The 25716-nt window shown below is 65.0% G+C and carries 21 protein-coding genes; 10 read left to right on the top strand and 11 right to left on the bottom strand.

Annotated elements, in window-relative coordinates:
• The first annotated feature begins 2 nt into the window (after positions 1-2).
• Positions 3-671, top strand: coding sequence for a class I SAM-dependent methyltransferase (locus tag ACOQOU_RS13705; RefSeq protein ID WP_109766577.1), 669 nt, complete (start codon positions 3-5; stop codon positions 669-671).
• Positions 672-752: 81 nt separating this feature from the next.
• Positions 753-1769 (top strand): betaine--homocysteine S-methyltransferase, encoded by a 1017-nt coding sequence (gene bmt / locus ACOQOU_RS13700; RefSeq protein WP_306025293.1) that lies wholly within the window; start codon positions 753-755, stop codon positions 1767-1769.
• A gap of 3 nt (positions 1770-1772) precedes the next feature.
• On the opposite strand, the gene sbmA is transcribed toward bmt, so the two are convergent.
• Positions 1773-3068, bottom strand: coding sequence for a peptide antibiotic transporter SbmA (gene sbmA, locus ACOQOU_RS13695; protein ID WP_306025292.1), 1296 nt, complete (start codon positions 3066-3068; stop codon positions 1773-1775).
• A 170-nt stretch (positions 3069-3238) separates the two neighbouring features.
• Here sbmA and ACOQOU_RS13690 point away from each other — a divergent pair, with 170 nt between their 5' ends.
• On the top strand, positions 3239-3652 hold the full coding sequence (locus ACOQOU_RS13690; RefSeq protein WP_306025291.1) for an MAPEG family protein: 414 nt from the start codon (positions 3239-3241) through the stop codon (positions 3650-3652).
• A gap of 22 nt (positions 3653-3674) precedes the next feature.
• Here ACOQOU_RS13690 and ACOQOU_RS13685 read toward each other — a convergent pair whose 3' ends face one another.
• The 6 genes from ACOQOU_RS13685 to ACOQOU_RS13660 all read right to left on the bottom strand — a co-directional run bounded on the left by ACOQOU_RS13685 (position 3675) and on the right by ACOQOU_RS13660 (position 9295).
• A complete protein-coding gene (locus ACOQOU_RS13685) occupies positions 3675-4025 on the bottom strand; it encodes a hypothetical protein (RefSeq protein ID WP_306025290.1) in 351 nt (116 codons plus the stop codon).
• Positions 4026-4131: 106 nt separating this feature from the next.
• The gene (locus ACOQOU_RS13680; RefSeq protein WP_306025289.1) at positions 4132-5622 is read right to left on the bottom strand and encodes an FGGY-family carbohydrate kinase; all 1491 of its coding nucleotides are present in this window, start codon (positions 5620-5622) and stop codon (positions 4132-4134) included.
• Between the two features lie 41 nt (positions 5623-5663).
• Positions 5664-5996 (bottom strand): carboxymuconolactone decarboxylase family protein, encoded by a 333-nt coding sequence (locus ACOQOU_RS13675; RefSeq protein ID WP_306025288.1) that lies wholly within the window; start codon positions 5994-5996, stop codon positions 5664-5666.
• Positions 5993-7279 (bottom strand): acetoin dehydrogenase dihydrolipoyllysine-residue acetyltransferase subunit, encoded by a 1287-nt coding sequence (locus ACOQOU_RS13670; RefSeq protein WP_306025287.1) that lies wholly within the window; start codon positions 7277-7279, stop codon positions 5993-5995. Before ACOQOU_RS13670 ends, ACOQOU_RS13675 begins: the two co-directional genes overlap by 4 nt.
• Positions 7276-8250, bottom strand: coding sequence for an alpha-ketoacid dehydrogenase subunit beta (locus ACOQOU_RS13665; protein ID WP_109766568.1), 975 nt, complete (start codon positions 8248-8250; stop codon positions 7276-7278). The genes ACOQOU_RS13670 and ACOQOU_RS13665 overlap by 4 nt, the downstream gene beginning before the upstream one ends.
• A 4-nt stretch (positions 8251-8254) precedes the next feature.
• On the bottom strand, positions 8255-9295 hold the full coding sequence (locus tag ACOQOU_RS13660; protein ID WP_306025286.1) for a thiamine pyrophosphate-dependent dehydrogenase E1 component subunit alpha: 1041 nt from the start codon (positions 9293-9295) through the stop codon (positions 8255-8257).
• A gap of 151 nt (positions 9296-9446) precedes the next feature.
• On the opposite strand from ACOQOU_RS13660, the gene ACOQOU_RS13655 reads away from it, so the two are divergent.
• Positions 9447-10451 carry a sugar-binding transcriptional regulator gene (locus ACOQOU_RS13655; protein WP_306025285.1) on the top strand — a complete coding sequence of 335 codons (1005 nt, stop codon included), beginning with the start codon at positions 9447-9449 and terminating at the stop codon, positions 10449-10451.
• Positions 10452-10492: 41 nt separating this feature from the next.
• On the opposite strand, the gene ACOQOU_RS13650 is transcribed toward ACOQOU_RS13655, so the two are convergent.
• Complete coding sequence (locus ACOQOU_RS13650) at positions 10493-11971, bottom strand: aminotransferase class V-fold PLP-dependent enzyme (RefSeq protein WP_306025284.1); 1479 nt, start codon at positions 11969-11971, stop codon at positions 10493-10495.
• A 114-nt stretch (positions 11972-12085) separates the two neighbouring features.
• Between ACOQOU_RS13650 and ACOQOU_RS13645 the strand changes: the two genes are divergently transcribed.
• Positions 12086-12544: an Lrp/AsnC family transcriptional regulator gene (locus ACOQOU_RS13645; protein ID WP_109766565.1), complete on the top strand. Its 459-nt coding sequence runs from the start codon at positions 12086-12088 to the stop codon at positions 12542-12544.
• A 59-nt stretch (positions 12545-12603) separates the two neighbouring features.
• Here ACOQOU_RS13645 and ACOQOU_RS13640 read toward each other — a convergent pair whose 3' ends face one another.
• The 3 genes from ACOQOU_RS13640 to ACOQOU_RS13630 form a co-directional block, all read right to left on the bottom strand.
• Positions 12604-14967, bottom strand: coding sequence for an aldehyde dehydrogenase family protein (locus ACOQOU_RS13640; protein WP_306025283.1), 2364 nt, complete (start codon positions 14965-14967; stop codon positions 12604-12606).
• A gap of 10 nt (positions 14968-14977) precedes the next feature.
• On the bottom strand, positions 14978-15922 hold the full coding sequence (gene deoC / locus ACOQOU_RS13635; RefSeq protein WP_109766676.1) for a deoxyribose-phosphate aldolase: 945 nt from the start codon (positions 15920-15922) through the stop codon (positions 14978-14980).
• A 67-nt stretch (positions 15923-15989) separates the two neighbouring features.
• Positions 15990-16979: a sugar-binding transcriptional regulator gene (locus tag ACOQOU_RS13630; protein ID WP_306025282.1), complete on the bottom strand. Its 990-nt coding sequence runs from the start codon at positions 16977-16979 to the stop codon at positions 15990-15992.
• A 542-nt stretch (positions 16980-17521) separates the two neighbouring features.
• Here ACOQOU_RS13630 and ACOQOU_RS13625 point away from each other — a divergent pair.
• From ACOQOU_RS13625 to ACOQOU_RS13605, 5 genes are all read left to right on the top strand, one after another.
• Positions 17522-17908 (top strand): hypothetical protein, encoded by a 387-nt coding sequence (locus tag ACOQOU_RS13625; protein WP_158585225.1) that lies wholly within the window; start codon positions 17522-17524, stop codon positions 17906-17908.
• 98 nt (positions 17909-18006) lie between these two features.
• A complete protein-coding gene (gene lanM / locus ACOQOU_RS13620; protein ID WP_306025281.1) occupies positions 18007-21096 on the top strand; it encodes a type 2 lanthipeptide synthetase LanM in 3090 nt (1029 codons plus the stop codon).
• Positions 21097-21631: 535 nt separating this feature from the next.
• Complete coding sequence (locus ACOQOU_RS13615) at positions 21632-23845, top strand: TIGR01459 family HAD-type hydrolase (RefSeq protein ID WP_306025280.1); 2214 nt, start codon at positions 21632-21634, stop codon at positions 23843-23845.
• Entirely contained in the window at positions 23839-24981 is a 1143-nt protein-coding gene (locus ACOQOU_RS13610; protein WP_306025279.1) for a saccharopine dehydrogenase NADP-binding domain-containing protein, read from the top strand. The genes ACOQOU_RS13615 and ACOQOU_RS13610 overlap by 7 nt, the downstream gene beginning before the upstream one ends.
• Complete coding sequence (locus tag ACOQOU_RS13605; RefSeq protein WP_306025278.1) at positions 24978-25712, top strand: class I SAM-dependent methyltransferase; 735 nt, start codon at positions 24978-24980, stop codon at positions 25710-25712. Before ACOQOU_RS13610 ends, ACOQOU_RS13605 begins: the two co-directional genes overlap by 4 nt.
• Positions 25713-25716: the final 4 nt, after the last annotated feature.

Genomic DNA, 25716 nt, shown 5'->3' with positions numbered 1-25716 from the left:
CCATGGCCGATGCGGCAGACACCCATTCGGGGCTGATGGATGCGATTTACCGTAACCAGCGGCACATTTACGATCTGACGCGCAAATACTATCTGCTCGGCCGCGACCGCATGATCGAGGACCTCGATGTTCCGCCCGGCGGCACGGTGCTCGAAGTCGCGTGCGGCACCGGCCGCAATCTCGTCCACGCCGCACGCCGCTATCCCGACGCCCGGTTTCATGGCTTCGACATCTCGTCCGAGATGCTCAAATCGGCGCAATCGACGGTGTCGAGGAAAGGCCTTGACGACCGGATCGCGCTCGCGCGCGGCGACGCCGCCGATTTCGATCCCGAAGCCCTGTTCGGCATCGCCCGGTTCGATCGCGTCTTCATCTCCTACTCGGTGTCGATGATCCCGGTATGGAAGGAAGCGATCGCCCACGCCGCCACGGTTCTCGAGCCGGGCGGAGAACTGCATGTGGTCGACTTCGGCGAACAGACCGGCCTGCCCGGCTGGTTCCGAACCGCGCTCCGCGCATGGCTGGCGAAGTTTCACGTCGCGCCGCGCGGCGATCTCGAGCCGGTCATGAAAGACGTGGCCGACAGCCATGGCGGCCAACTCGCCTTCACATCGCTCTATCGCGATTACGCCCGATATGGTCGCATGACGATGTCGGCTGCGCCTGCGTGAGCGCGCGGGCCGATTGGCGATTGCATTGATATAAAGACTTCCTTATGTGGTTATGCGATCGACACCATTAGGACCACGCGCATGACTGCCGACAATCCGCTTGCCGCCCTGATCGCCGAAAAGGGCGTGCTGCTCGCCGACGGCGCGACGGGCACGAACCTGTTCGCCATGGGTCTTGAGTCGGGCGATGCTCCGGAACTGTGGAACACCGACGCCCCCGAAAAGATCACGGCGCTGCATCAGGGGTTCGTCGATGCGGGCTCGGACATCATCCTGACCAACTCGTTCGGCGGCACGCGGCACCGGCTGAAGCTGCATCACGCGCAGGACCGCGTGTTCGAACTCAACAAGGCCGCCGCCGAGATCGCCTGCAAGGTCGCCGCTTCGGCACCGCGCCGGGTGCTGGTCGCCGGTTCGGTCGGGCCGACCGGAGAACTGCTGGTACCGCTTGGCGCGCTGACCTTCGATGACGCCGTCGCTGCGTTTCGCGAGCAGATCGCGGGGCTGAAGGCCGGCGGCGCCGAAGTCATCTGGATCGAGACCATGTCGGCGCCCGAGGAGATGCGCGCCGCCGCCGAAGCGGCCGTCGCCGAAGACATGCCCTACACCTGCACCGTCTCGTTCGACACGGCGGGCAAATCGATGATGGGCCTTCATCCGAAGAATGTCGCCCATGTGTTCGATGCGGTGTCGGACAAGCCGGCGGCCGTCGGTGCCAATTGCGGCGTCGGCGCGTCGGACATTCTGTCGTCACTGCTCGACATGCGCGCCGGCGCGCCCGATGCGACCATCATCGTCAAGGGCAATTGCGGCATCCCCGAATTTCAGGGCGAGAACATCGTCTATTCGGGCACGCCGGACCTGATGGCGGACTATGTGCGGCTGGCGATCGATGGCGGCGCGCAGGTGATCGGCGGCTGCTGCGGCACCTCGTTCGAGCATCTCAAGGCAATGCGCCAGGCGCTCGACACGCACCAGAAGGCCGAACCGCCGACGCTGGAAAAGATCACGGAACGCATCGGCCCGCTGGTCAACAGCCCCGCCGCCGACGGCGATGCGGCACCCAAGCGCGAACGGCGCAGCCGGCGCCGGGGCTGAACGCTAAACGCCCGAGCCGATCGTCTCCACCTCTTGGTCGGGGCCTCCTCCGTGAAGGTCGAGCCATTCGCGGTCGATATCCGGCAGGTCCTTGTCGTCGATCGCTGCCTCGAAGGACTGCAGGCGCTTGTAGATCGACAGCAGTTCGACGATCGTCGTCCATGAGTTGACCAGATACTGAAACGAGTTCGAGACCTGATTGAAGGCGGTCAGGATCTGCTGCAGCACGCCGAAGGTGAAGCCGGTCGCAGCGCCCCCTATGATGGTCGGAATCAGCAGGATGTAGACGAAAATGTTGTCGGCCTGCAGGTACATGAACCGGAAAATGTTGAAATACATATATTCCAGGTACAGCCGGAAATAATTGCGGCGCACGTCGCCGAACAGTTCGCGCACGGTCGGCGGCTGGGCGCGTTCCTCGCGGTCCTCGCCATAGACGAGTTCCTTGCGATAGGCCGCTTCGACACGCTGGTTCTTGAACTCAAGCCCCGGCAGCCGGATACCCGCCAGCGCCAGAACGCCGGTCCCGAGCACGGACCAGACGATGGCAGCCGTGAAAAGCGGAGCGGGAATGGCGCCGACGATGGGCAGTTCTGAGACGAACTCGGAGAGGCCCCAGAGCACCGGCAGGAAGGCGATCAGCGTCATCACCGCGTCAACCGCGGACACGCCGAGGCCCTCCATGATGCCGGCGAAGCGCATCGTGTCCTCCTGAACACGCTGGGACGCGCCCTCAATGTGCCGCACCTGCTTCCAGCGGGCCATGTAGTAGTCGTTCATCGCGGTGCGCCAGCGGAAGATCCAGTGGCTGACGAAGAAACGGAACACGACGATGATGGCTATGAACAAAAAGGCAAGCTGCGCAAAAACCACGATCAGCTCGAACAGATCGGCCTGCGTGATCGTGGACCCCTCGGTCAACGCGTCCTGAACGCCGTCGAAGAACGGACGGCGCCAATTGTTGATGGCGACCGATACCTGCACGTTGAAATAGGTGACGAACAGGATCAGCGCCGAGCCGAGAATCGACCAGAGCTCCCAGGGGTGCTTGGCGCGGCGATGCCAGAAGGCAAAAAAGGCCGCAACAAAGATGATGTAGTAGACGTAGAACCAGAGGAACTCGGGGGTGGTGAAGTGACCAAGGCCGATGACCGGTTCCGCTTCCGGGTTCGGCGTCCCCAAACCGATCAGGGCGCCCCACTGGCTGCCGCCCGCATACCAGATGATCATGGCGACTGCGGTCCAAATCAAGGAGGATAGGAAAAAGAGCCTGGGCTGCGGAAAGAAGGATTTGAACAAGGGCGAACGCCTCTCGGAATGTCAGTCGGTCAAAAACGCATGCAGCCAGTTGTAGGCCAAAAGCCGGTGAAAACCAGCGCCGGCGGTCACTTCGGCGTCAATTCGCCGTGTGCTCCACATCAAAGCGCATTATCGTGGTTGGCCGGCGCGACCGATGACAAAGGTATCCGATGACCGCTTCCGCCCTTGCAGCAGCCGGCCTTTATGCCGGGCTCAACATGCTGATCATGTTCTGGCTCGCCAACGCGATCGGCGTGTTGCGCCGCGGTCACAAGATCGCGGTCGGCGATGGCGGCAACAAGCATCTGGCCAAGATCATGCGCGGGCAGGCGAACGCGGCCGAGAACATGCCCCTTTTCCTGATCATGCTGGTGGTCGCCGCCGCCACCGGTATGGCCGAATGGCTTGTTCATCTGTTCGGCCTTGCCTTTACCGCCGGCCGCGCGCTGCATGCTTGGCATTTCATCCAGCCCAAGGCACCGCTCTGGCAACGGTTCGCCGGGTTTGGCATTGCCGGGCTTTCAACCTTCATCCTGGCCATCTGGATGATCGTTGCCGGTCTGCGCGCGGCATTTGGGGGCTGACACCGCAACCGGCCAGACGCCGTCAGGGGCGCCTGATGGCAAAGGCCATGTTCTCGCCATTGACAGCGATGTAGCCGTCGGCGGTCTTCTCGAAGATCACGCAGCGCCGCGGCATGTTGGCCATGTTCAGGCATACCTGTTCGCCGTCGGACGTCCAGTTTCCGCGCATGTTCATCACACCACGGCGCATCTTGAGCGTGCCGTCGGGATTGAACGTCATTTCGCCGCGCCGGCCATTGAACATGGTCACCTGCCAAGGCTGGCCGTCGGCGATCTCGGTGACGCTTTCGGACGCAAATGTGGGTGAAACGCTCGCCCCACCGGCAAGGACGACGCAAGCGAGGACACAACTCGCGATGAAACGGGTGGACATGGCTCTCTCCGGCTGACCGCTTGACTGTGGCCAAGTATAGCCGGCCTCAAAGCCGATGTGGCGTTACGATTTCGCAATGTTGGCGCGAGCGAACCGTTCGAAGATGTCAGCCATTCAGGACACCCTTCATCGCCGGATAGAGTGCCAGATAGCGTTCATAGATCGGCCGGTACTTTTCGACATTGGCAGCGATCGGCTCGATCGTGCGGCCTGGCCGGACCATGGCGCCGATGCCCTCATCGATCGTTGAAAAATGGCCGGCGCCATGGGCGGCGAGCACAGCGGCTCCGGTCGAAGGCGCATCGGGCGACGAAGGCACGCGCACCGGCACGCCAGCCGTATCGGCATGGATCTGCAGCCAGAGGTCGGATGCGGTCGCGCCGCCGCCCACCGTCATCTGCGAACTCTCATATCCGGCGCGCGCGAACGCATCGAGAATGGCGCGTGTGCCGAAACCGATCCCTTCCATGATCGCGCGGAAGATGTGGTGCTTTTCATGGGCCAGCGTCAGCCCGACGATGGCGCCGCGTGAAAGGGGATCGGTGTACGGCGTGCGGTTGCCCTGAAAATGGTCCTGCACGATCAGGCCGTCGCAGCCGGGCTCGAGCGCGGCGGCCCTGGCGTTCAGATCGTCGAAATCGAGCCCGCCGGTCAGCCGGCCGAGCCAGTTGATGATCGACCCGGTGGATGTCTGCCCACCCTCGACAACGTAACGGTCCGGATAGACGATATCGGGATAGGCACCCCAAACGCCGGGCGCGTGGACGGGCACATTGGTGATGCCGAATTGCAGGTGCGACGATCCGGTGATCAGCGCTAGCTGGCCGGGCTGCGCGACGCCCAGCCCGATCATGCCGATCAGCGCGTCGGCGCCGCCCTGGACGATCTTGACCGAACGCGGCAGGCCGAGGGCTTCGGCCGCAGCCGCCGTCAACGTGCCGATGACCGCGCCGGGCGGAACGACACGGGCAGGCCACTTTTCAAGCAGCGCATCGAGGCCCAGAGCCCTGACAAGGCTCTCGGGCGCGCCGCCGCGGTCGGTCGAGTGATGCCAGCGCAGGCCGACATTGTTGAGGCTGGCCGCCCATTCTCCGGTCAGCTTGTAGGTCAGGAAATCCTGGTACTCGCAGATGCGGTGCGCGCGGTCGAATATCTCGGGCTCGTTGCGCTTGATCCACAGGGCCTTCGGGATCATCCACTCAGCCGAGACCGGCCCCTCACCGTTGCCGTTCAGCGCAAGCGCCGGATCGTCCGTGGCAAGCACCAGATCGGCTTCCTCGTTGGCGCGCACATCCATCCAGATCAGCGCCGGACGCAGCGCATCGCCGTTCTCGTCGAGCGCAACGACGCTGCAACAGGTCGTCGCATAGGCGATCGCCTCGATCGCGTCTGCGGGAACGCCGGCCTCGGCAATCGCCCCGCGCGATGCACTGACGAAATTGGCCCACCAGTCCGCCGGGTCCTGTTCGGCGCGGGCGCCGGCCGAAAACTTCGTCTCGTAAGGGACTGCCACGCTGCTCAGGCATGCGCCGTCAAGGTCATAGATGCGCGCACGCAGGCTTTCCGTGCCCCCGTCTGCCGTCAGAAAGTATGCCACGTCTTTCTCCTCCCGCCGTCCGGCGGGCACGCCGTTTCCGGTCAGCCCTGCCGAAATGCCTCCAATGCCTTGCCGGCATACATCACAGCCGGCCCGCCGCCCATCTCGATCGCCACTTCGAGCGCCTCGATCAGGGCCGCCTCCTCGGCGCCGTGGCGCCGCGCGCCATCGACATGATAGAGGATGCAATCCTCGCAGCCTTCGACGACCGAGATCGCCGTTGCGATCAGTTCCTTGTGGGCGGCACTGAACTGGCCGGGCTTCGTTGCCGCCTTGGCGACGCGCGCAAAGCCGTCGAACGTGTCCGGCGCGGCCTTGGCAAGAGCGCCCATGCGCGCCTTGGCGCGGCGCAGGGCTTCGTTGTGATCGGTCATGGGCGGTCTCCTGCGGTGAGAATGTCGAGTGTTTCGCGCAGCGCCTCGGCATGGGGCATATGGCCGGCACGCGGGAAGTGATGGACCGCGATGCGCGGCGAAAGGGCGGTTGCGTCCCGCCAGTCGAAAACGCGGTCGCGATGGCCGACGAGCACGCGCACCGGCATGCGGGCGGACAGGCGATCGAGGGCGCCGATAATGCTGACGGTCTGGCCCCTTGGTCCGATCATCTGACCAGCCAGTGTCCTGAGGCGACCGCGTTTTTGCACATCGAAGATGTCGGCGACCGCCGCATCGGACAGGGCAGCCGGCGCCTCGGAAAGCATGCGCAGCAGGTGCGCCACCTCGCCGGGGCTCGCCGGATCGGCCATGCCGTCGACGAAGTCGGCGTTGATCGACAGGCCTATGCCGGCCGGCGCAATCAGACTCAAAGACGAGACGGGAAACGTCTCGGCGAGTGCCATGGCGGGGATGGCGCCGAGCGAGTGGGCGACAAGGTGAAACGGCTGGTCGCCGAACAGCGCGCGGACGAAATCGGGAAGCGGCGCGGCGAGCGCGTCGATGTCCGGCGCTTCGCGTTCTGTCGCACCGTGACCGGGCAGGTCGATGGCGACGACATGGCGGTCGGCCTTGGTAAGGCCGTTGATGAGCGAAGCGAACGTGGTGCGGTCGCCGGCAAAGCCGTGGATCAGAAGGATCGGCGTGCCGGTCGCAGGGCCTTTTTCGATGTAGGCGATCCCGTTGGCAAACCGCAGATCGTCCGATCTGCCCTGCCCTGTGCGCGTAACGTCACGGGCCTCGATGCGGCCGCGCCGGCCCGAACCTGTGAGCGTGGCAAGATCGACACCTTGCCGGCGCGCCAGCCGGCGCGCGACCGGTGTCGCCCGTACGGGACCGGTGCCGTTGGCGGCGGACAGTGGCGGCACCGGCATTGCCGCGTCGGGTTTTTCGGGCAGTACGGACGTTTCGGCGCCTGTCGATGGCGCGACGGGCTCTTCTTCGGCCTCGTCGCCGTCATCGTTGCCCGTCCAGTCCGGACCGGCGCCGACATCGACCTTGGCAATCGGCGCGCCGACCTCGACCGTCTCGCCCACTTCCGCCAGCCTTTCGGTGAGCGTCCCCGCGCCGAGCGCCGGGAACTCGACCACCGTCTTGTCGGTCTCCACCTCGATCAGCGGATCGCCGCGCGCGAAACTGTCGCCCACATCGACCAGCCAGCCGACGATCTCGCCGCGTTCCATGGTCTCGCCGAGACGCGGCATGGTGAGGACGGCGCCGCTCATACCAGCATCTTCCGTGCGGTTTCAGCAACGAGATCGGCCGACGGGACGGACGCCGCCTCAAGGGCGGTGGAAACGGAAATGGGCACATCCTCGCCGGCGACGCGGATGACCGGATCGTGCAGGAAATCGAAGCATTCCTCGGTGATGCGCGCCGACAGTTCGGCGGCAACGCCGGCGGTCAACGGGCCTTCAGAGACGACCATCGCCCGGCCGATCGGCTCGACGGCAGCCCTGATCGTTTCGAAGTCGAGCGGGTTGAGCGTGCGCAGATCGATCACCGTCGCCTCGATGCCCTGCCCGGCCAGCGCTTCGGCGGCCTGCATGACATAATGGACCTGACGCGAATAGGTGACGATGACGAGATCGGAACCGGTCCGCCGCACGACCGCCCTGCCCCAATCGGGCGGCGGCGCGTCGAGATCGACCTCATCGGACATTGCATAAAGCGCCTTGTGTTCGATGAAGACGACCGGGTCGGGCTGGCGCAGCGCCTGCCGCAAAAGATGGTAGGCGTCATAGACAGTGCCCGGCATCACCAGCCGCAGCCCCGGCGTGTGCATCACGTATGCCTCAAGGCTCTGGCTGTGCTGGGCGCCGGCGGAGCGGCCGGTGCCGCCCTGGGTCCGCAACACCATCGGTACGCCGATCTGGCCGCCGAACATGTAGCGGATCTTGGCCGCCTGGTTGCAGAGCTGGTCCATCGTCATGCCGATGAAATCGACATACATGAGTTCGGCGACGGGGCGCATCCCGGCCATCGCCGCGCCGACCGCGGTGCCGACGATTGCCGGTTCGGAAATCGGCGTGTCGCGCAGCCGCTCGGGGCCGAACTCGTCGATCAGACCCTTGGTGACCCCGTAGGCGCCGCCATAGCGCCCGACTTCCTCGCCAATGACGAACACATCCTCGTCCTCGGTCATGGCGTCGTGCAGCGCCTTTCTGAGCGCGTCGCGGTAGGTCATTTGGGCCATGGCGTCAGTCCCTTGCGAGCACGCGGTCGATGCGGTCGGCCAGCGGTTCCGGCTCCGGCTCGCCGACGGCAAAAACATCGCGGAACATGGACGACAGAGGCGGCTCTTCCGACAGGTCGGCAAAATCGATGGTCGCGTCCATCTCGGCGGCGGCGGCCGCGTCGATGGCCTCCAGATCCGCTTCGTCATGGCCCGCCTCCAAAAGCGCCGCGCGGGCAAAGGCGATAGGGTCCTTCCTGCGGCCCTCCTCCTCCTCGCCGGGAGAGCGGTAGGGGCTCTTGTCCTTTCGGGCATGACCGAAGAAGCGATAGCAATCGATGGCGAGAAAGCCCGGCGTTCCACCGCGCGCCGCATCGACGATGCGCTGGGCGGCATCGCGGACGGCAACGACATCCAGCCCGTCGACCGTCTCGCCATTGAGGCCGAAGGCGACGGCGCGCTCGTGCAATGCGGTCGCCTTGGTGGCCTGGTCGATGCGCGTGCCCATGCCGTATTGGTTGTTGATGCACACGAAGACGGTCGGCAGATCCCACAGCGCGGCCATGTTCATGCTCTCATACAAAATCCCCTGCTGCATGGCGCCGTCGCCGAAAAAGGCGATCGAGACGGCCCCGGTCCTGCGCTGTTGGGCCACAAGCGCGGCACCAACAACGGCGGGGATACCGCCGCCGACGATCGCGTTGGCGCCCAGATGGCCAAGCCCCATGTCCGCAATATGCATCGAGCCGCCCTTGCCGTGGCAATAGCCGGTCTGCTTGCCGGCGATCTCGGCCATCATGCGTTCCGGATCGGCGCCGCGCGCCAGGAAGATGCCGTGGCCGCGATGGTGCGTCGTGAAGGTGTCGCCATCCTTCATCGCCGCGCAGACTCCGACAGCGGCGGACTCCTCGCCGATCGACAGGTGCAGCATCGAACCGGCGCTCAGGCCGCGCACGAACAGTTCGCCGACGCGCTCCTCAAAGGTGCGCACGCGCCGCATCTGGCGGTACAGGCCGAGCAGGTCGGCGTTCGAGCCGGTGGCGATGTGCGGCTTGGGTGCGTTCATCGGAGCCTCGCAATCGGTGGCGGCCGCGCGTGACTTGAAACCGCACGCGCCGACAAGACGATTAGAACGCGCTTGTTACAAATGTCAACAACAGATACATTTGTACGAGACTTTCGCTTGATCGCCCCGAACGGGAGGATAATTTGCGCCCATGAGCCAGATGACCGAGGGCCAATTGATGAGTCGTGCCGCCTGGCTCTACTATGTCGGCGGCCTGAACCAGGAGCAGACGTCGGCGCGCCTGGGGCTGACGCGCGCCCGGGTGAACCGGCTGTTGCAGCAGGCCCGCGAGACGGGCCTGGTCGCGATCACGGTCGATCGCCGCGACCTGGGTCTGTTGCCGGTCGAGGATGCGATCCGCCGGGAGTATGGACTTGATCACTGCATCGCCACGCCGGCGCTGGGCCTGACGGCGGCGGATCGGGCGGAGAACGCCGCTCTTGCCGAATTTCCGCTGCGCGCGGTCGGCTCGGCGGCGGCGACGTTTCTGCGCGACGCGCTGGCGGCCAAACCCGATGCCGTCGTCGGCACGGGCTGGGGCCGGACGCTGGCGCAGATGGCGCGGCACATGGCCGGCGTCAGTGCGCCCAAGGCGCGCTTCATCAGCCTGATGGGCTCGCTGACCGCCAATTCGGCGTTCAATCCGTTCGAGGTTGTCCAGTCTCTGGCCCAGGCGACGGGCGCCGAGGGCTATTTCCTACCGGTGCCGTTCATCGCCGACAGCGCCGCGGACCGCGACGTGCTTCGCTCACAGAGGGCCGTCGTCACAACGCTCGAACTTGCCCGCTACGCCGATCTGGCGCTGATCAGTGTCGGCGAACTGACCGAGGCGTCGCTGCTGCGGCGTCAGGACATGATCAGCGCGGACGATCTGGCATCATTGCGCCGCGCGGGCGCTGTGGGCGATACGAACGGTATCTTCTTCGATGCCAGCGGACAGCCGGTCGACCATCCGCTCAATGCGCGGACGCTGGCGGTCGGCCTCGACGATCTGCGCCGCGCCGAGACGATGGTGCTTTCGTTCGGCATCGAAAAGATCGGGGCGACGCGCGCCCTGCTGAGAAGCGGTGTCGCCAAGGGGCTGATTATCGACGGCGACGCGGCGATGACGCTTGCCGAAGGGTTGCCTGGGGTCGAAGCCGCGCAGGAAACCTGAGCAGGCTTTTGCTCGCAACCGCCCAACATGGATGCCGCGTTTCAGGCGGCCGCGACGGAGGCCGAAGACGGATCGTGCGGCCCTCCCCGGTGGCGGAACCGCGCCGTCAGCGGATCGGCGTCGTAGTCGGCGACGAACCTGCCGCAACTGGCGGCAAGCCAGGCGACCCCGTCGATGATCGCGTCGGCCTTCTCGTCGGTCAGAAGGTAGCTGAGGTTGAGCCGGACCCAGCCGGGTTTTTCCAATTCATCGCCAGCGCCAATCCGTTCGAAGACATGTTCGGAGCGCGGCGCATCGATGCCGAGCAAGCGGTGACCGTAGGAGCCGGCGCATGCACATCCGCCGCGCGCCTGAATGCCGAGCACATCGCTGAGCATACGGGTGAAAAGCTGGTGATGGACGCGCTGCCCGTTCGGGCCGCTCACCCGGAACGAAAAGATCGGCAGCTGACCGTGCGTCGACGTGTTGCCGAGCAGTTCGAGCCCGGGCACGTCGCGCCATGCATCGATCGCCCTTTGCCTGAGTACCGCATTGCGCGCCGCGATCCGGTCGCAGCCGACGGCGTCGCGCGCGATCATCGCAAGCGCCGCGCGAATGTCGCCGATGACGTTGGGCGTGCCGGCTTCCTCCCGCGCTTCGACCGAGGGGCTATAGACATGATCCCACGGGGAAACGAACGTCACCGTGCCGCCGCCCGGCGCCGTCGGCGTCGTGCGCGCAACGATCGTGTCACGCACGACCATGACGCCCGACGCGCCGGGACCACCGATGAATTTGTGCGGCGAGAAGACGATGGCGTCCTTGGCACAATCGGCGGCCGGCGTCATGTCCATGTCGAGATAGGGGGCGCCGCAGGCATAATCCCAGATCGCCAGCGCGCCGTGCGCCTTCAAGAGCCGCGTGACCGGGTCGGTATCGGTCAGGATGCCGGTGACGTTGGAGGCGGCAGAAAAGCTGCCGACGATCAGATCGGCACCTTTTGCGGCGACAAGCTCGGCTTCGAGCATGGCGAGATCGATACCGCCGCCGGCCGCTTCGCCGATCTCGCCCACTTCGGCGCCGGACTCGCGCCACGGCAATATGTTGGAATGGTGTTCGTACGGACCGATCAGCACGACGATCCGCTCGCCCGACGCCACGCGCCGGCCGATATCGAGCAGCCCGACAATGCGGTTGATGCCGGAGGTCGCGCCGCTGCCGGTGAAGACGGTGTGGCAATCGGGGCCGGCATTGACGGCATCGGCAATCACCGCCCGCGCGGCGGCGCGCATCCGCGTCATTGCCTGCCCGCAATGGGACGCTTCGGTGTGGCTGTTGGCATAACAGGGAAGCACACGCCGCGTGACGAAGTCCTCGATCTGCGCCAGCGCGCGGCCCGAGGCGACATAATCCGCATAGAGCAGCGGTTTTTCGCCATAGGGGGTCTCGAACGCCATGCCGTCGCCGATCAGGCCGGCGCGCTGGATCTCGACCGGATCTCCGGCGGCAAGGCCGGCGCGGAATTCATCGAAAACGGACATCGGTTTCTCCAAAATGTGGTGATGGAGGGTATCCCGACCAAAGGCGATTTTTCTCCCTTTTTGACACGGAAATTATCCGTTCTATGATGATTTTGATAGGTTGGAAGGCATAATATGGATGAGATTGATATTCAACTGCTCGAGACGATGCAGAGACAGCCGGACCTGTCACAGCGCGATCTCGCCGATCGGGTCGGCCTGTCACAGAATGCCTGCTGGCGGCGCCTGAAGAAGCTCGAGGATGGCGGCATCATCAAGGGCCGGAGCCTGAAGCTGAACCGGGAGGCGCTCGGGCTCAGCCTCGTCGTTTTCACGATGATCCGGACGCGGAGCCATTCCGCGCAATGGCTGGAAACCTTCCGGCGGCATGTGTCCAACATCCCCGAGGTGACGGACTTCTTCCGCATCGGCGGCGATCAGGATTATCTCTTGAAGATCGTGGCGCGCGACATGGCCAGCTACGACCATGTCTACCAGCGCCTGATCGACAAGGTCGAACTGGATTCGGTCACCTCATACTTCACCATGGAGGCGATCATCGAAAATCGCGGCCTGCCCCTGCGCGCGGGGTGACACGCAATCGGCACCAGATCGTTCCGCCATCCGGCAGGCGCCGTCCAGATCGAAATCGATCACTCGCCGTAAGGCACCCAGACGTTCTTGACCTGGGTCGCCCGGTGCAGGAATGCGCGGCCATGGCCTTCGGGCTTTGTCCAGTCGCGCGCCATGCCGGGCTCGGTCCATGTCTGCTTGAGGTTGCCGGCCGAGCGCTGCTCCACCATCGCGATTCCATCGCGCGAGCCGAAGTACCACAGCCCGTCCACGCCATCATGATCGGCCAGCGTTGTGACCAGTTCGTCGCGTTCGCCGGTGACGATGTTGATCACCCCGCCGGGCACGTCCGAGGTTTCGAGCACTTGGTAAAGGTCGGTCGCGGCCAGCGGATGGGTCTGCGAGGGGATTGCAACGACGCGGTTGCCCATCGCCACCGCCGGCAGCACCAGAGAGACGAAGCCGAGCAGCGGAAACGGCGTCGGGCAGGCAATGCCCATCACGCCGAGCGGCTCGTGCATGGCGAGCGTGACATGGGCGCTTTTCGTCTGGTGCACCGCGCCGTCGAACTTGTCGGCCTGGGCGGCATACCAGAAGCAGCGCTGGATCGCGGTTTCGACCTCGGTTTTGGCTTTCGCCGGGCTCTGGCCGAAACTCTTGAGCCGGTCGGTGAACTCGTCCGCCCGCGCCGCCAGGTTCTCTGCCAGATAGTAGAGCACCTGCGCGCGGTTGTGGCCGGTCGCCGCGCCCCAGCCCACCGCCTTGTGCGCGGCTTCGACCGCATCGCGAATGTCCTTGCGGTTGCCATGGCCGGCAAGACCGATCGCCTCGCCCTTCGCATTGGTGACCGGATAGGAATAGCCGCCATCGGGCCGTTTCTGCTTGCCGCCGACATAGAGCTTCGCCGTCCGGTCGATGCCGACCACCACGCCGCCGAGCCCCGGCGCGGGCGGTATGGCCGCCGGCGCGTCGTCCGCCTTGGGTGGTTTGGGCGCGGGGAAGGACAGATATTCCATCATCCCTTCGCGGCCGCCCTCCCGTCCGAACCCGCTTTCGCGGTAGCCGCCGAAGCCGGCGCCCGCATCGAACACATTGGTGCAGTTGATCCAGACGACGCCGGCCTTGAGGTCGGCGGCAATGCCAAGGCACAGATTGACATTTTCCGACCAGATCGAGGCGGCCAGCCCATAGCGGGTGTTGTTGGCGAGCGCGATCGCGTCGGCAGGCGTGCGGAAGGTGGTCAGCGTCGCCACAGGTCCGAAAATCTCTTCGGTCGCCAGCGTCGAGGCCGGTTCCACGCCGGTCGCCAGCGTCGGCGGGTAGAAGCAGCCGTCGGGCGCTTCGCCCTGATAGAGGTCGGCGCCCTCCGCGACGCCCTTGGCCATCAGTTCCTCGATCCGCGCCAGTTGCACCGGATGGACGATGGCGCCGACATCTGTCGACTTGTCGAGCGGGTCGCCGACCCGAAGCGCGGCCATGCGCTGCCTGAGCAGCGCGCCGAACCGTTCGGCAACGCTTTCGGCGACGAGGATGCGCGCGCCGGCGCAGCAGACCTGACCCTGGTTGAACCAGATCGCATCGACCACGCCCTCGACGGCGGCGTCCAGATCGGCGTCGGCGAAGACGATGAACGGGCTCTTGCCGCCCAGTTCCAGCGTCAGCTTCTTGCCGGACCCGGCCGTCTCGCGGCGGATCAGCCGGCCGACATCGGTCGAGCCGGTGAAGGCGAGCTTGTCGATGCCCTCATGGGCAACGATCGCGGCGCCGGTCGCGCCGTCGCCCGTGACGATGTTGACGACGCCCCTGGGCAGGCCGACCTCGTCGCAGATTTTCGCGAAAGCCAGCGCCGTCAGCGGCGTGTATTCGGCCGGCTTGAGGACGACCGTGTTGCCGGCGGCGAGCGCCGGCGCGATCTTCCAGGCCAGCATCAGAAGCGGGAAGTTCCACGGGATGATCTGGCCGCAGACGCCCACCGGTTTGGCGTCTGAAAACTCGGTCTCTGCGATTTCGGCCCAGCCGGCATGGTGATAGAAATGGCGCGCCACCAGCGGCACGTCGATGTCGCGCGCCTCGCGGATCGGCTTGCCATTGTCGATGGTTTCAAGAACCGCCAGGAAGCGGGCGTGCTGCTGGATGCGCCGGGCGAGCGCGTAGAGCCAGCGGGCACGCTTATGGCCGGACAGGCCGGCCCACCTGCCCTGTGCGCCGCGTGCGGCCTTCACCGCCGCGTCGACGTCGGCGGCGGTGCCCTGCGTGACGTGCGCGATCGTTTCGCCCGTCGCCGGATTAGAGACCGCGAACGTGTCACCCGGTCTGGTGAAGCGGCCGTCGATGAAATGGCCGAAACCGGCCTCATGCCCGGCCAGCCAGTCCTCGACGATATCGGCGCTTTCGGGCGCCGGGCCATAGTCCATGGTGTCGATCAGGTCTGCGATGGAAGTCATCGGGGCGTCCTCAGGCGATGGCGTGGCGGTGGCTGGCGGCATAGCGCCCGGTAACATGGTGCTCGAGCTGACGTTCGATGTCGGCCAGCATGGACGAGGCGCCGAGGCGGAACAGGTCGGGCCTCAGCCAGTCATTGCCGAGCTCTTCCTTCATCAGGATCTGCCAGGCGAGCGCGTCCTTGGCGGTCTTCATCCCGCCGGCAGGCTTGAAGCCGACCCGGTGTCCGGTCTCCATGCCATAGTCGCGCAGGGCGCGGACCATGATCAGGCTGACCGGCAGCGTTGCGTTGACCCCTTCCTTGCCGGTCGATGTCTTGATGAAGTCGGCGCCGGCCTGCATCGCCACCATCGAAGCGGCATAGACGTTGCGATAGGTTTCGAGTTCGCCGGTGGCGAGGATCGCCTTCAGATGCGAATGCCCGCACGCCTCGCGCATCTGCGCGATCTCGTCATAGAGCGCGTTCCATTCGCGCTTGAGGACATGTTCGCGCGTGATGACGATGTCGATCTCGTCGGCGCCTTCCTCGACCGCATAGCGGATCTCGGCGAGCCGGATCGGCAGCGGCGTCAGGCCCGCGGGAAAGCCGGTGGCGACGGAAGCGACGGGAATGTCCGTGCCCTCAAGCGCGGCGACCGCATGCGGCACCATGGTCGGGTAGACGCAGACCGCGCCCGTCGTCAGGCCCATCCCGGCGATGCCGAGGCCCTCCAGGATGCGCGGGGCGAGCGGCTGTCGCGCCTTTGCGCAAAGCCGGTGGACGCGACCCTCCGTGTCGTCGCCCGAGAGCGTCGTCAGGTCGATGCAACGGATTGCGTTGACCAGCCACGCCGCCTGGTTGGCCTTCTTGACCGAGCGCCGTGCGGTGAGGCTGGCGGCGCGCCGTTCGGCGGCCGAGCGGTTCACGGCGTGACCCTCGAACATCTCAGGCGCCAGCGCGATGCCCGGATTACGCATCCGGTTGTGATCGGCCGTTGGTGGCACCGGGTCGAACACGGTCTGCGAATGGGCCGCAGTTGCAGCGTCAGCGGTCATGGGCATGCTCCAATGCATAGGTGGCAGTCGCGGCGTCGGTGATCAACACGCTGAAAAGCCTTGCACGCAGTGCACCGACGACGACTTGAAATTTCTCGGCCCCCGCAGCAACGCAGATCGCGCGATCGCGCGTTTTCAGGTCCGACAGCGGCAGGCCGATCGTGCGCCCGTCGATTCCGGCGTCGACGATCTCGCCGGTGCGGTCGATGAAACGGCCGACAATGTCGCCCACCGCACCTTTGGCGCGCAGGCTGTCGTATTCATGTTCGAGCAGGTTGCCGGAGTTCAACAGCGCCGAATCCCCATTCAACGCTCCAAGCGAGAAACAGATCGCCTCGACCGATCGCGCGCGGCGCAGCACATCGGCGACGATCCGGTCACGCTCGAGCACCTGGCGGGTTTCGGGCTGGCCGACAATGGCCGGCACGGGCAGCGGGATGAACCGGCCATCGCCCTTGCGCGCGAAGGTCTCGGCCACATCGTTCTGATGCTGATCGCCGGGGATGGGCGCGACGGCACCATTGATCTGCACGACGTCGACGCCGGCAGCCCACCCGTCCGGCAGCCAGTGCGCAACGGCAGCCATCGTCCGACCCCAGGACACGCCGAACGTCGTCGGCCTTGGTTTGAGCGCAGCCAGATACTGGCCGGCAGCCTTGGCCAAACCTTCAAGTCCACCGGAGCCGTCCACATTGTCGGGAAGGACCACCGCATCGGCGAGCCCGAACATGGTGACCAGAGCCGTTTCCAGATTCGGGCACCGGTCGCTGCGCGGCACGATTTCGATCCGCACGACGCCCAGATCGCGCGCCTCTTGCAGCAGGCGGCTGACCTGCCAGCGGTTAAGGCCGGTGCGCGATGCGATATCGGTGTGCGTCAGGTCCTGCTGATAAGCCATCCGCGCGACCTGAACCATCAGCTGGTCGCGTCCCTCATCCACCGGGAGGCGATTGGCGGAGCGCGCCTGCTCATTGCTCACGCAATCGTCCTCGCAGCTTACAACGCAAGAGATAACAAAACTGTCTCGGCATCTTCGTCATACGCCTTGGTCTTCCCGAAACTCCGGCGCGCGGGGCGATGGCCGGTCGTTTCCCAAACCAAATATCACATCTGTGATATTTGGCAACAGATGTGATGGATTGATCGAACCTTGCCCTTGAGTGCGGTCCGGAACTGGTTGCGTGACCATGCGGGCAGCAATGGCAAGGTCGTCACTCGGAAACACCGAATGCGATGTCGCCGCCAAAGGCACCGCACGGCGATTTGATGTTGCGAAAACTACCGGACGCAGTTGCCGAACCACCCGGAGTCAAAACGGTTTAAAGAGCTGTTGAGACCGGCCTCCAACGCGAAACAGCGAAACATTCGCACGATCCTGGACTCATTGCCGACGTACGGAACGCATTTTTATTATTAAAAAGCAGTACATTATTGTTTATCGAGTTGATTTGTGCTAGCAAGCTGAAAACGCATAGCGCTCTATTTGTTTTCAAAATTTGAACCTGACCTGGGGAGGTGGCAATGGCTGATCTGCCGGCTGACTTGCGAACTATTGTTGCGCTGAAATCTTGGGAAGACCCCAAGTTTGCAGCCGAATTGAAAGAAAATCCGAAAGGCGCCGTCGAAGGATTGGCCAAGTCGCTCGGGCTTGACGTGAGCGACGTCAATTTCAAGGTCGTCGACGAGGCTTCGGACGAGTATCTTCTCGTCATTCCCGACAATCCGATGGGCGCCAGCCCCGCCGAGATGCGATCGAAGAACTCCGAGGCGGTGATGCTGCGCGGCGGCGGAACCGTAAATTCCTACACCGCCGATTGCGGCTGCGGCAATTCCTACACCGGCGGCTGCTCTTGCGGCAGCGTTTTCGGAACGCCCTGCCTCGCATGCGCAACGGTCCTTCTTTGCTGACGCTCAGGGCTCGACATCCAACCCACTGATTGCAACGCCGGCGGGCAGGTCGATGCGGCCAGCATCGGACCCGCCGGCACCGGGCGTTTGCTTTACCCATGACGATCCGCGTTCCGTTCAGCGTGCTCGGACCTTCCGAGCGGATCTCGGCGGCTGCCCGTGACCTCGGCGAGCCGACTGAAAGCCAGATCGATCGCTTCAGGTGGTGGCAGGACACGTTCTTTGCCAACACGCCACTCTCGATCGATGACTGGTTCCGGGTCGGCGGCGCCTCTTCCGATCGCTTCGCGGCCAGCATCGACCTTGATGGCGAGGTCGCACTGGACACAAGCCGATTCGCCTGGGCCGATACTTATGACCGCCTGCGTGGCGTCAGCGACCATCGGGATCCTGCCGCGGCCGTCGATTTCTCCCACGCGATTCTGCCCGTCTTGAAAGACGCGACCGCGACGGTCGGGACTTCGGGAATTCTCGACGGCTTCCCCCATCGCGATGCGCTTCTGAAGTCGTTCGTTGAGTATCTGGCAAGGCGCCTGCAACCTGCGGCCTTTCCGGCGATCGGGCTCGCGCTGCACTTTGCCAAATTGACGGGGCGCGTGTCGGCGAGATCAGACAAGGCCGCGATGGAAGAGTTCATCGCCGGCCTTCAGTCCGGCCCCGACCGCAAGGCCCTGCTGCAGAACTTTCCGCTCACCGATCGGATGCTGGCCCAGATATCGGCCTTGTCGGTCGACATGCTCGGCGAATTGACGGGCCGTCTCGAGCACGATGCGCCGCAATTGCGCGCTGTGTTCGGCGTCGAGACCGAGGCGCTGTCCGGCATCGATTTCGGCCTCGGCGACCCGCACGCCGGCGGGCGATGCGTCTGCAAGCTGTCGTTCGGCGATCGCCAGATCATGTACAAGCCGAAGTCACTGGCGTCGGACGTGCAGTTTGCGGCGGTTCTCGACAGTCTCAACCCCCATCTTACGAAATCGCTGCGCCACTTCCGGGTTCTGGACCGGACGGCCTATGGCTGGGCCGAGGTGGTGCATTTTGAGCCGTGCTCCAAACCGCAGGAGATCGACGACTATTACGAGCGGCTCGGCGCGATCCTCGCCATTCACTACGCCCTTGGCGCAACCGATGTGCATTTCGAGAACCTGATCGCCTGCGCTGACACGCCGATCGTCGTGGACACCGAAACGATCATCCAAAGACCGCCGCCACGGCCAGCCGACGAAGACTGGGCCTACTGGAACTGGCACCATATCATGTCCCGCCATGCGACCGTGCTCGGCGTCGGCCTGCTGCCCGATCTGGCGGTCACGCCGGAGGGCGAGGTCTATGACCTCAGCGGAGCCGGCAGCGTCGGCAGCCAGGCCACCCCGTTCCAGCAGCCCCAGTTCGACGGTTTCGACGACGGCTCGCCCGGCATCTCCTACCGCCCGGCAACATTGGAGGCCAAGGAGAACATGCCCGTGCTCGACGGGGCGCAGAAGGCCGTGGTCGATCATGGACCGGCCTTCTTGCGGGGTTTCGAGAACGGCTATCGGGCGCTGCTGCGCGGCCGTTCGGCGCTGATGGCGGACGATGGTCCGTTGGCACGGTTGGCCCGGGTCGGCATGCGCTGGGTCGCGCGCCCGACCGTCGAATATGCGCTGACGCTGCGGGAATCGTTCCACCCCACCTGCATGCGCGACGGGTATGAGCGCGATGTCTGCTTTGCCAAACTGCTCGACAGCGTCCGCGCCGCGCCCGGCCTGCGCAAGCTGGTGCCGTTCGAAGTCAGGGATCTCTGGCAGGCGGACATCCCGTATTTCAAGTCGGACGGCAACGGGCGGGTCCTTCTGGACGCTTTCGGCAAAGAGGTCGACGCGGCCTACTTCGACACGGACCAACCGGCATTCGTGCGCGAGAGAATGGCGCGATTGTCGCCCGAAGATCTGTCGCGCCAGAAGGCCATCATCGCCGGTGCCATCGGCGCGAGGCAGACGATCGGCGGTCCCGAACAACCCTCCGGCACGATCGAAGGGGAGCGGCGCGATCCCCAGCGGTCCGACATCGTGGACTTGCTGGCGGCCGTGGAGCGCGATCTGACCGAAAGCACACTGGTCATGGACGGCAAGCCCACCTGGTTCGCGCCCGTGCAACGCGGCATGATGAACTATTCCTACGATGCCATCGACCGGTCGCTCTACAGCGGCCTTGCGGGGATCGGGCTCTTCTATGCCGAATATGCGCGTCATGCCGGAGCGGAAAGTTCGTGCCGCGATTTGGCGACAAGCATCTTCGACACGTTGTGCGACGGCCTGCAGACCGCTCCGCCGTACCAGAACCTGTCGGCTTTCGAAGGCGTCGCCGGCGCCGTCTATTCGGTCGCGCGAATGGCGCGATGCCTTGATCTGCGGCCGCGCGGCTTGACGGCCGGGCTCGAAGCCATCCGCGACGGGCTCGACACGGTCGGGCAGTCCGACGTGATATCGGGGACCGCCGGTATCATCCTGACCATGCGCTGCCTGCTCGACACGACGCATGCCGATCCGGCCTACGAGATCATCCGCCTTTGCGCGGAACAACTGGTCAGGGACGCAAACCGCAACGCAGGCACGGCAAGCTGGCCCAGCGGCCCAGACAAGCTGCATCTGAGCGGTTATGCCCATGGCGCGGGCGGCATCGCCGCGGCCCTCAAAGTCGCTGGCGACGTGCTGGACGACGAGGGCCTGCATGAACTGGCCAGGGAGGCCATTGCCTTCGAGAACCGGACATTCGACCGCGCACGGCAGAACTGGCAGGACCAGCGGCCGGACGTGAACATCTCTACCGCCTGGTGCCATGGCGCGATCGGGATCGCCCTGTCGCGCCTGGCACTTCGTGATGTGCTTTCGCCGGACGTCTTTCAGGCCGATCTGGAGCGGGCGCTGGCGGCCATCGCAGACAATGGCGCGGGAGGCAGCCACTGCCTGTGTCATGGATCGATCGGCAATGCGATCGTGCTCGACCGTTGCGGCGAGCGGGGGCAGGCCCTGGCGGCTGCACTGATATCCCAAACGATCGCGCAATATCGCCAAGATGGCCGCTGGCGTTGCGGCGTCGGTGGCCACATGCAAACGCCGGGTCTGATGCTCGGCAAGGCCGGCATCGGCATGGGGCTGATCGAGCATCTGCGCGGCGGCGGCGGTCCCTCGACCCTTCTGCTGGAAGCCTGACCCGACACTCGGCAGCCCGGCGGACTGCGGTGGCGCACAACCATCCGGGCCGTGCGCCCTGCCCCGCAATCGGGCTCCGATCCCGCCATTCCACCCCGCCCAACGCACGGGTCGCCGATATTGGAGAAACACGGCAAGACGCCGGCCTTCAGTGCCGGCCGGCGAGGTGACGGCCGGACAAAGCGCCATCGGTACATTCTGCGTGCCTGAAACTGTCTGGAGCGATACAACCGGATACGACCATGGCGCGATATACTAAAAGAAAACTGAAAAAGTGTCTTTTTTCATCGCATAATTATGAGACTAGGTTGACTCTATTTACGCATTCAATAACATCTGAGACCAGTATCAGAGATTAATATTTAAACTTACAAGTCAAATAGTTGCATCAGGCCCTGTCATGAAGGGCGGGACGGCACGATAAATGATGGCAAGCCTCCGGACCGCAAGCCAAAGCGCCGATTATGTCATGCTCCAGCGAGCCCGTGACGCGCTCATGGGCAGCGACGACGTCCGGAGCGGCCGAGGTCCGTCCATGTTCGACCCCGACGTCGTCTCGTTCGCGCACGGAGAAGGCGTCCGCCGCCCCTATCCCGAGGCGATATCGGCAATGATGCGCGCACTGGCCGATCCCGAAAGCATGCCGCTGGAAAACTACATGTTCCTGCAGCGGTTCACCGAGCTCGAAGAGGCGGTCGCCGCCGAGATGTCGGCGATCGGCGTGCCGGGCGCGCACGCGGCCAATGTCGCGTTCGACGCGGGAACGACACGGCTGATCATCGCCGCGCTCGAACTGATGACTGAGCCGGGCGACACGGTCGTGACCTTTTCGGGCCACTATCATCCGCTCGCCTCCTGGTGCGCCTATCGCAATCTCGACCTGCACGTGGTTCCCACCAGCGCCGAGGAAGGACATCGGCCGTCGGCGGCGCGGCTTGAAGCGCATCTTTCGGCACTGTCTGCGGCAAGGCCGCCGGTCCTGGTCCTGTTCAATCCGTCGATGACCGGCGCCATTTGCGACCGGGGCGAGATCGAAATGATCGGCGCGCTGATCGCACGTCACGAGATGTGGGCCATCGAGGATGCGCTGTTCGCCAACTGCACGTTCGGCAAGGGCGCAAACCCGCAGCGATTGGCGGCAACATCGGCGGCAGACCGTGTTTTGACGGTCGCCGGCGCCAGCAAGCTTCATGGCCTGGCCAATCTGCGGATCGGCTGGGGCTGCGGCGCATCGGCGCTCATCAAACCCTTGCGCGACTACATCACCGCCAGTTCGGCATCGCTGCCGCATCTGGTCAAGGTCGCAGCGCTGGCCTCGCTTCGGGCTCCCGGCGGCTTCCGTTCACAGAACGTGCGTGAGATCGGCAGGCGGCTGCAACAGGTTGCGAAAATCGTCGGCCAGATGGACACCCGGCTGCGGACCCTGACGGGCCATCGGGCTCCGCTTCTTGCGGTGGACCACATGCCGGAGGCAGGACACTCGATCCTTCTGGACTTCGGCGGCTTTGTCGATGCGGCCCGCCGGAACGGGCTTCGTTTTTCCGACAGCGCCGATCTGGCCCGCTGGTTCCTGGACAGTTGCAAGGTCGCCTTTTCCCCGGCCCAATCGCACGGGTTCGACGGCTTCCGCCTGCGCGTGAATGTCGCCTCCGTCGGCACGTCGTTCACCTACACGGCCTCGCGCGCGCTGGAAGCCGATTGGGACGATCAATGGTCGCCGGCGCATGAAGCATCCTTCGAAAAGGGTTTTGCCGAAGGCCGGAGCATCATCGACAAGGCCATGACGGACCGGGTCGAGCCGGCCATGGCCCGGGCGCTCACAATCCCGCCGCCAAGCCGACGCCGTTCGTTGAACGGAACGAGGCCGCACGCCGTCAATGGACTCCAAGAAGCGGTCGGGGGCTGCGATGCGGTTCTGATGGATGTCTGGGGCGTTCTGACCGATGGCGAGAAAGCGTTCGAGCCCGGCGTTTCGGCACTGAACCGCCTGATCGAGACGGGCCGGCCCGTGATGCTTTTGTCCAACACCTCCCGGCGCGGAAACGACCTTGCCGAAAAGCTTTCAAGGCTGGGCATTCCGCCGACAAGCTACACCGCGATCATCACCGGCGGCGATCTGGCCTTTGACTGCGCGGTGACGCGGAAGGTCGGCGGTCGCGCATTTGGCGACAAGGTTCTTCTTGTGGGCGAACAACCGGGAGGACACTGGGCCGAAGAGGCCGGCCTCGTCGTCGTCGAGGATGTCGAAGCGGCCGATGTTCTGCTCGGAATGGGCATTCTGAACGAGGCCGGTATCAGCGAGAGCCATCTGGACATATTGCGACGTGCCGCCGGGCGGGGTCTGCCGTTCCTGATCAGCAATGCCGACGCCCGCGTGCGTCTCGGCGACCAGATCCGCATCGGCGCCGGCGCACTGGCGCCCCATTACCGCGCGGCCGGCGGAGAGCCCCACCTGTTCGGAAAGCCGCACGGCACGATCTTTGCGGCCGCCATTGCCCATCTTTCCGCGGCGTTCGCGTCCAGGACATTTTCTCCGGAACGGTTGCTGATGGTCGGGGACTCTCTTGCGACCGATATCGGCGGTGCCGCGGCATTCGGTGCGCGCACACTGCTGGTAACCGCGACCGGCATTCACGGGGCCGCATTGCACAAGGGACCCGATGGCGCACTGTGCGACGAAGCGCTGGCACGGCTGTGCGACGAGCATGCCGCGGTGCCCGATGCAACACTGGCGGACATGAGATGGTGACGGCCCCGCGCAAGACGATCCTGGTGCTCGGCGCCGGCGTCATCGGCGGCAATGTGGCCGACCTTCTCACCCGCATGGACGACCGCTTCCGGGTCATCCTCGCCGCGCGCGATGCCGCGCGGGTCGGCGAACGGGCAAACCTGGCGATCACGGTTGCGCTGAATCTTGGCTTCGAGCCGCAGTTGGAGTGGCGCAGCGTCGATGTGACGGACTTGGACGCGACCGCATCGCTGATTGCGGAAACGGCGCCGGATCTGATCGTGAACGCGACAAGCCTGCAGACGTTCTGGGCGATATCGCTGCTGCCCGGGGACATCCACAAGCGCCTGGAACGCGCCAAGATCGGCCCCTGGCTGCCCAATCATCTGGCGACGACCCGTGCCGTCATGCGCGCCGTCGCCGACAGCGGAACCGCCGCGCCCGTCGTCAACGGCTCGTTTCCGGACGGCGTCAATCCGGCGCTCGCGACGGTCGGTCTCGCGCCGCTTGTCGGCGGCGGAAACATCGCCAACCTGATACCGACGCTCGAGCGCGCCTGCGCCGAAATGCTCGGCGTCGACCGGCGGGAGCTGACGCTGCGCTTTGCGGCCCATCACGTGGCCTGCAACGCGATCTCGAGCACCGGCAAACCCGATCCGGCGCCCTATGCGCTGAGCGTCAGGCACGGAGGCCGCGAAGTGGCCGACGAAATCGACCAGGAAGCGCTCTTTGCCAGCGTGGTGGGCAAGTTCAAGCGCGTCCGGGGCGTTGCAGGACAGGTGGTGGCTTCGTCGGGTATCGCAGCGGTCGCGGCAGCGCTGCTGGACGACGAGCAAACGCACCGGATCCACGTTCCCGGGCCAAACGGGCTTGCCGGCGGATATCCGGCCCATGTCGGCAGTGAGGGTGTCGCGCTCGATTGCGCCGGCGGCTTCGACCAGGACAAGGCGGTCGCGGTCAACACACAAGGCGCCCATGTCGAGGGCATCGAGGACATACGTCCCGACGGGACCATCGTCTTTGCCGAGGAGGAGATGTCCGTATTGACCGAAACCTTCGGCTATCGATGCCGCGAAATGCACGTCGATGACGTCGATGCGGCCGCCGCCGACTTGCAGGCCCGCTACCGCTCCTTTGCCAGTGAGTTGATGCAGTGAACCAGATACGCAGCGCGCCCGATCCGACGAGCGTCGTCACACTCAACAAGCTTGGCCGCACCACGACGCGGCTCAACGAGATCAATCAACGTTTCGTCGACGCTTCGCGCGACGCGAAACGGCCGGTGCTGGACATTGGCTGCGCCATGGGCGTCGCAGCGCTGGCCGCCCTCGAAACCGGTGCCACCGTGCATGCAAACGATGTCGACGACGAGCATCTGCGCCTGGTCCGGGAAAACGCGCCCGCCGCTTCGCGAGACCGGCTGGTCACCGTCCCGGGCCGCTTCCCCGGCGACCTGCACTACCAGGCTGCCGCATTTGACGTCATCCATGCGTCTAACCTGTTGAACTTTTTGACTGGCCAAGACATCGAAAACGGCTTCGCCGCCATTGCGCGCTGGCTGGCGCCGGGCGGTCTGTTTCTGTCGATATCGGGCTCTCCCTATGCCGGCAACGTTCGCGGCTTCATCCCGGCCTATGAAGCGGCCGTCGCCGCCGGTGCCGAATGGCCCGGCGAATGCGAAGACCTGCCCTCCTATTCAAACGATCCGACTGTCAGCGAACTGCCGCGCTTTCTGCACCTGCTCGATCCGGCGGTGCTCGCGCGATCCGCGCGGCGCGCCGGGCTGACGGTCGAACAGGCGGCGTTCTTCAACCGGCGCGGTACGCCGGACTACATCCGTCTGGACGGCCGCGAAAACGTCATATTGGTCGCGCGCAAGCCCGCCTGAGACG

It is taken from the genome of Oceaniradius stylonematis, assembly GCF_965223445.1.
Taxonomy (GTDB): domain Bacteria; phylum Pseudomonadota; class Alphaproteobacteria; order Rhizobiales; family Rhizobiaceae; genus Roseitalea; species Roseitalea stylonematis.
Note: the sequence above shows the minus strand (reverse complement) of the source record. Positions and strands in the feature narration are given on the sequence as shown.

Bases quoted from the DNA above. Each gene is read 5' to 3' on its own strand.
- ACOQOU_RS13705 (WP_109766577.1), top strand. From the start codon at position 3: ATGGCCGATGCGGCAGACACCCATTCGGGGCTGATGGATGCGATTTAC.
- bmt (WP_306025293.1), top strand. From the start codon at position 753: ATGACTGCCGACAATCCGCTTGCCGCCCTGATCGCCGAAAAGGGCGTG.
- ACOQOU_RS13690 (WP_306025291.1), top strand. From the start codon at position 3,239: ATGACCGCTTCCGCCCTTGCAGCAGCCGGCCTTTATGCCGGGCTCAAC.
- ACOQOU_RS13685 (WP_306025290.1), bottom strand. From the start codon at position 4,025: ATGTCCACCCGTTTCATCGCGAGTTGTGTCCTCGCTTGCGTCGTCCTT.
- ACOQOU_RS13675 (WP_306025288.1), bottom strand. From the start codon at position 5,996: ATGACCGATCACAACGAAGCCCTGCGCCGCGCCAAGGCGCGCATGGGC.
- ACOQOU_RS13670 (WP_306025287.1), bottom strand. From the start codon at position 7,279: ATGAGCGGCGCCGTCCTCACCATGCCGCGTCTCGGCGAGACCATGGAA.
- ACOQOU_RS13665 (WP_109766568.1), bottom strand. From the start codon at position 8,250: ATGGCCCAAATGACCTACCGCGACGCGCTCAGAAAGGCGCTGCACGAC.
- ACOQOU_RS13660 (WP_306025286.1), bottom strand. From the start codon at position 9,295: ATGAACGCACCCAAGCCGCACATCGCCACCGGCTCGAACGCCGACCTG.
- ACOQOU_RS13655 (WP_306025285.1), top strand. From the start codon at position 9,447: ATGAGCCAGATGACCGAGGGCCAATTGATGAGTCGTGCCGCCTGGCTC.
- ACOQOU_RS13650 (WP_306025284.1), bottom strand. From the start codon at position 11,971: ATGTCCGTTTTCGATGAATTCCGCGCCGGCCTTGCCGCCGGAGATCCG.
- ACOQOU_RS13645 (WP_109766565.1), top strand. From the start codon at position 12,086: ATGGATGAGATTGATATTCAACTGCTCGAGACGATGCAGAGACAGCCG.
- ACOQOU_RS13640 (WP_306025283.1), bottom strand. From the start codon at position 14,967: ATGACTTCCATCGCAGACCTGATCGACACCATGGACTATGGCCCGGCG.
- deoC (WP_109766676.1), bottom strand. From the start codon at position 15,922: ATGCGTAATCCGGGCATCGCGCTGGCGCCTGAGATGTTCGAGGGTCAC.
- ACOQOU_RS13625 (WP_158585225.1), top strand. From the start codon at position 17,522: ATGGCTGATCTGCCGGCTGACTTGCGAACTATTGTTGCGCTGAAATCT.
- lanM (WP_306025281.1), top strand. From the start codon at position 18,007: ATGACGATCCGCGTTCCGTTCAGCGTGCTCGGACCTTCCGAGCGGATC.
- ACOQOU_RS13615 (WP_306025280.1), top strand. From the start codon at position 21,632: ATGTTCGACCCCGACGTCGTCTCGTTCGCGCACGGAGAAGGCGTCCGC.
- ACOQOU_RS13610 (WP_306025279.1), top strand. From the start codon at position 23,839: ATGGTGACGGCCCCGCGCAAGACGATCCTGGTGCTCGGCGCCGGCGTC.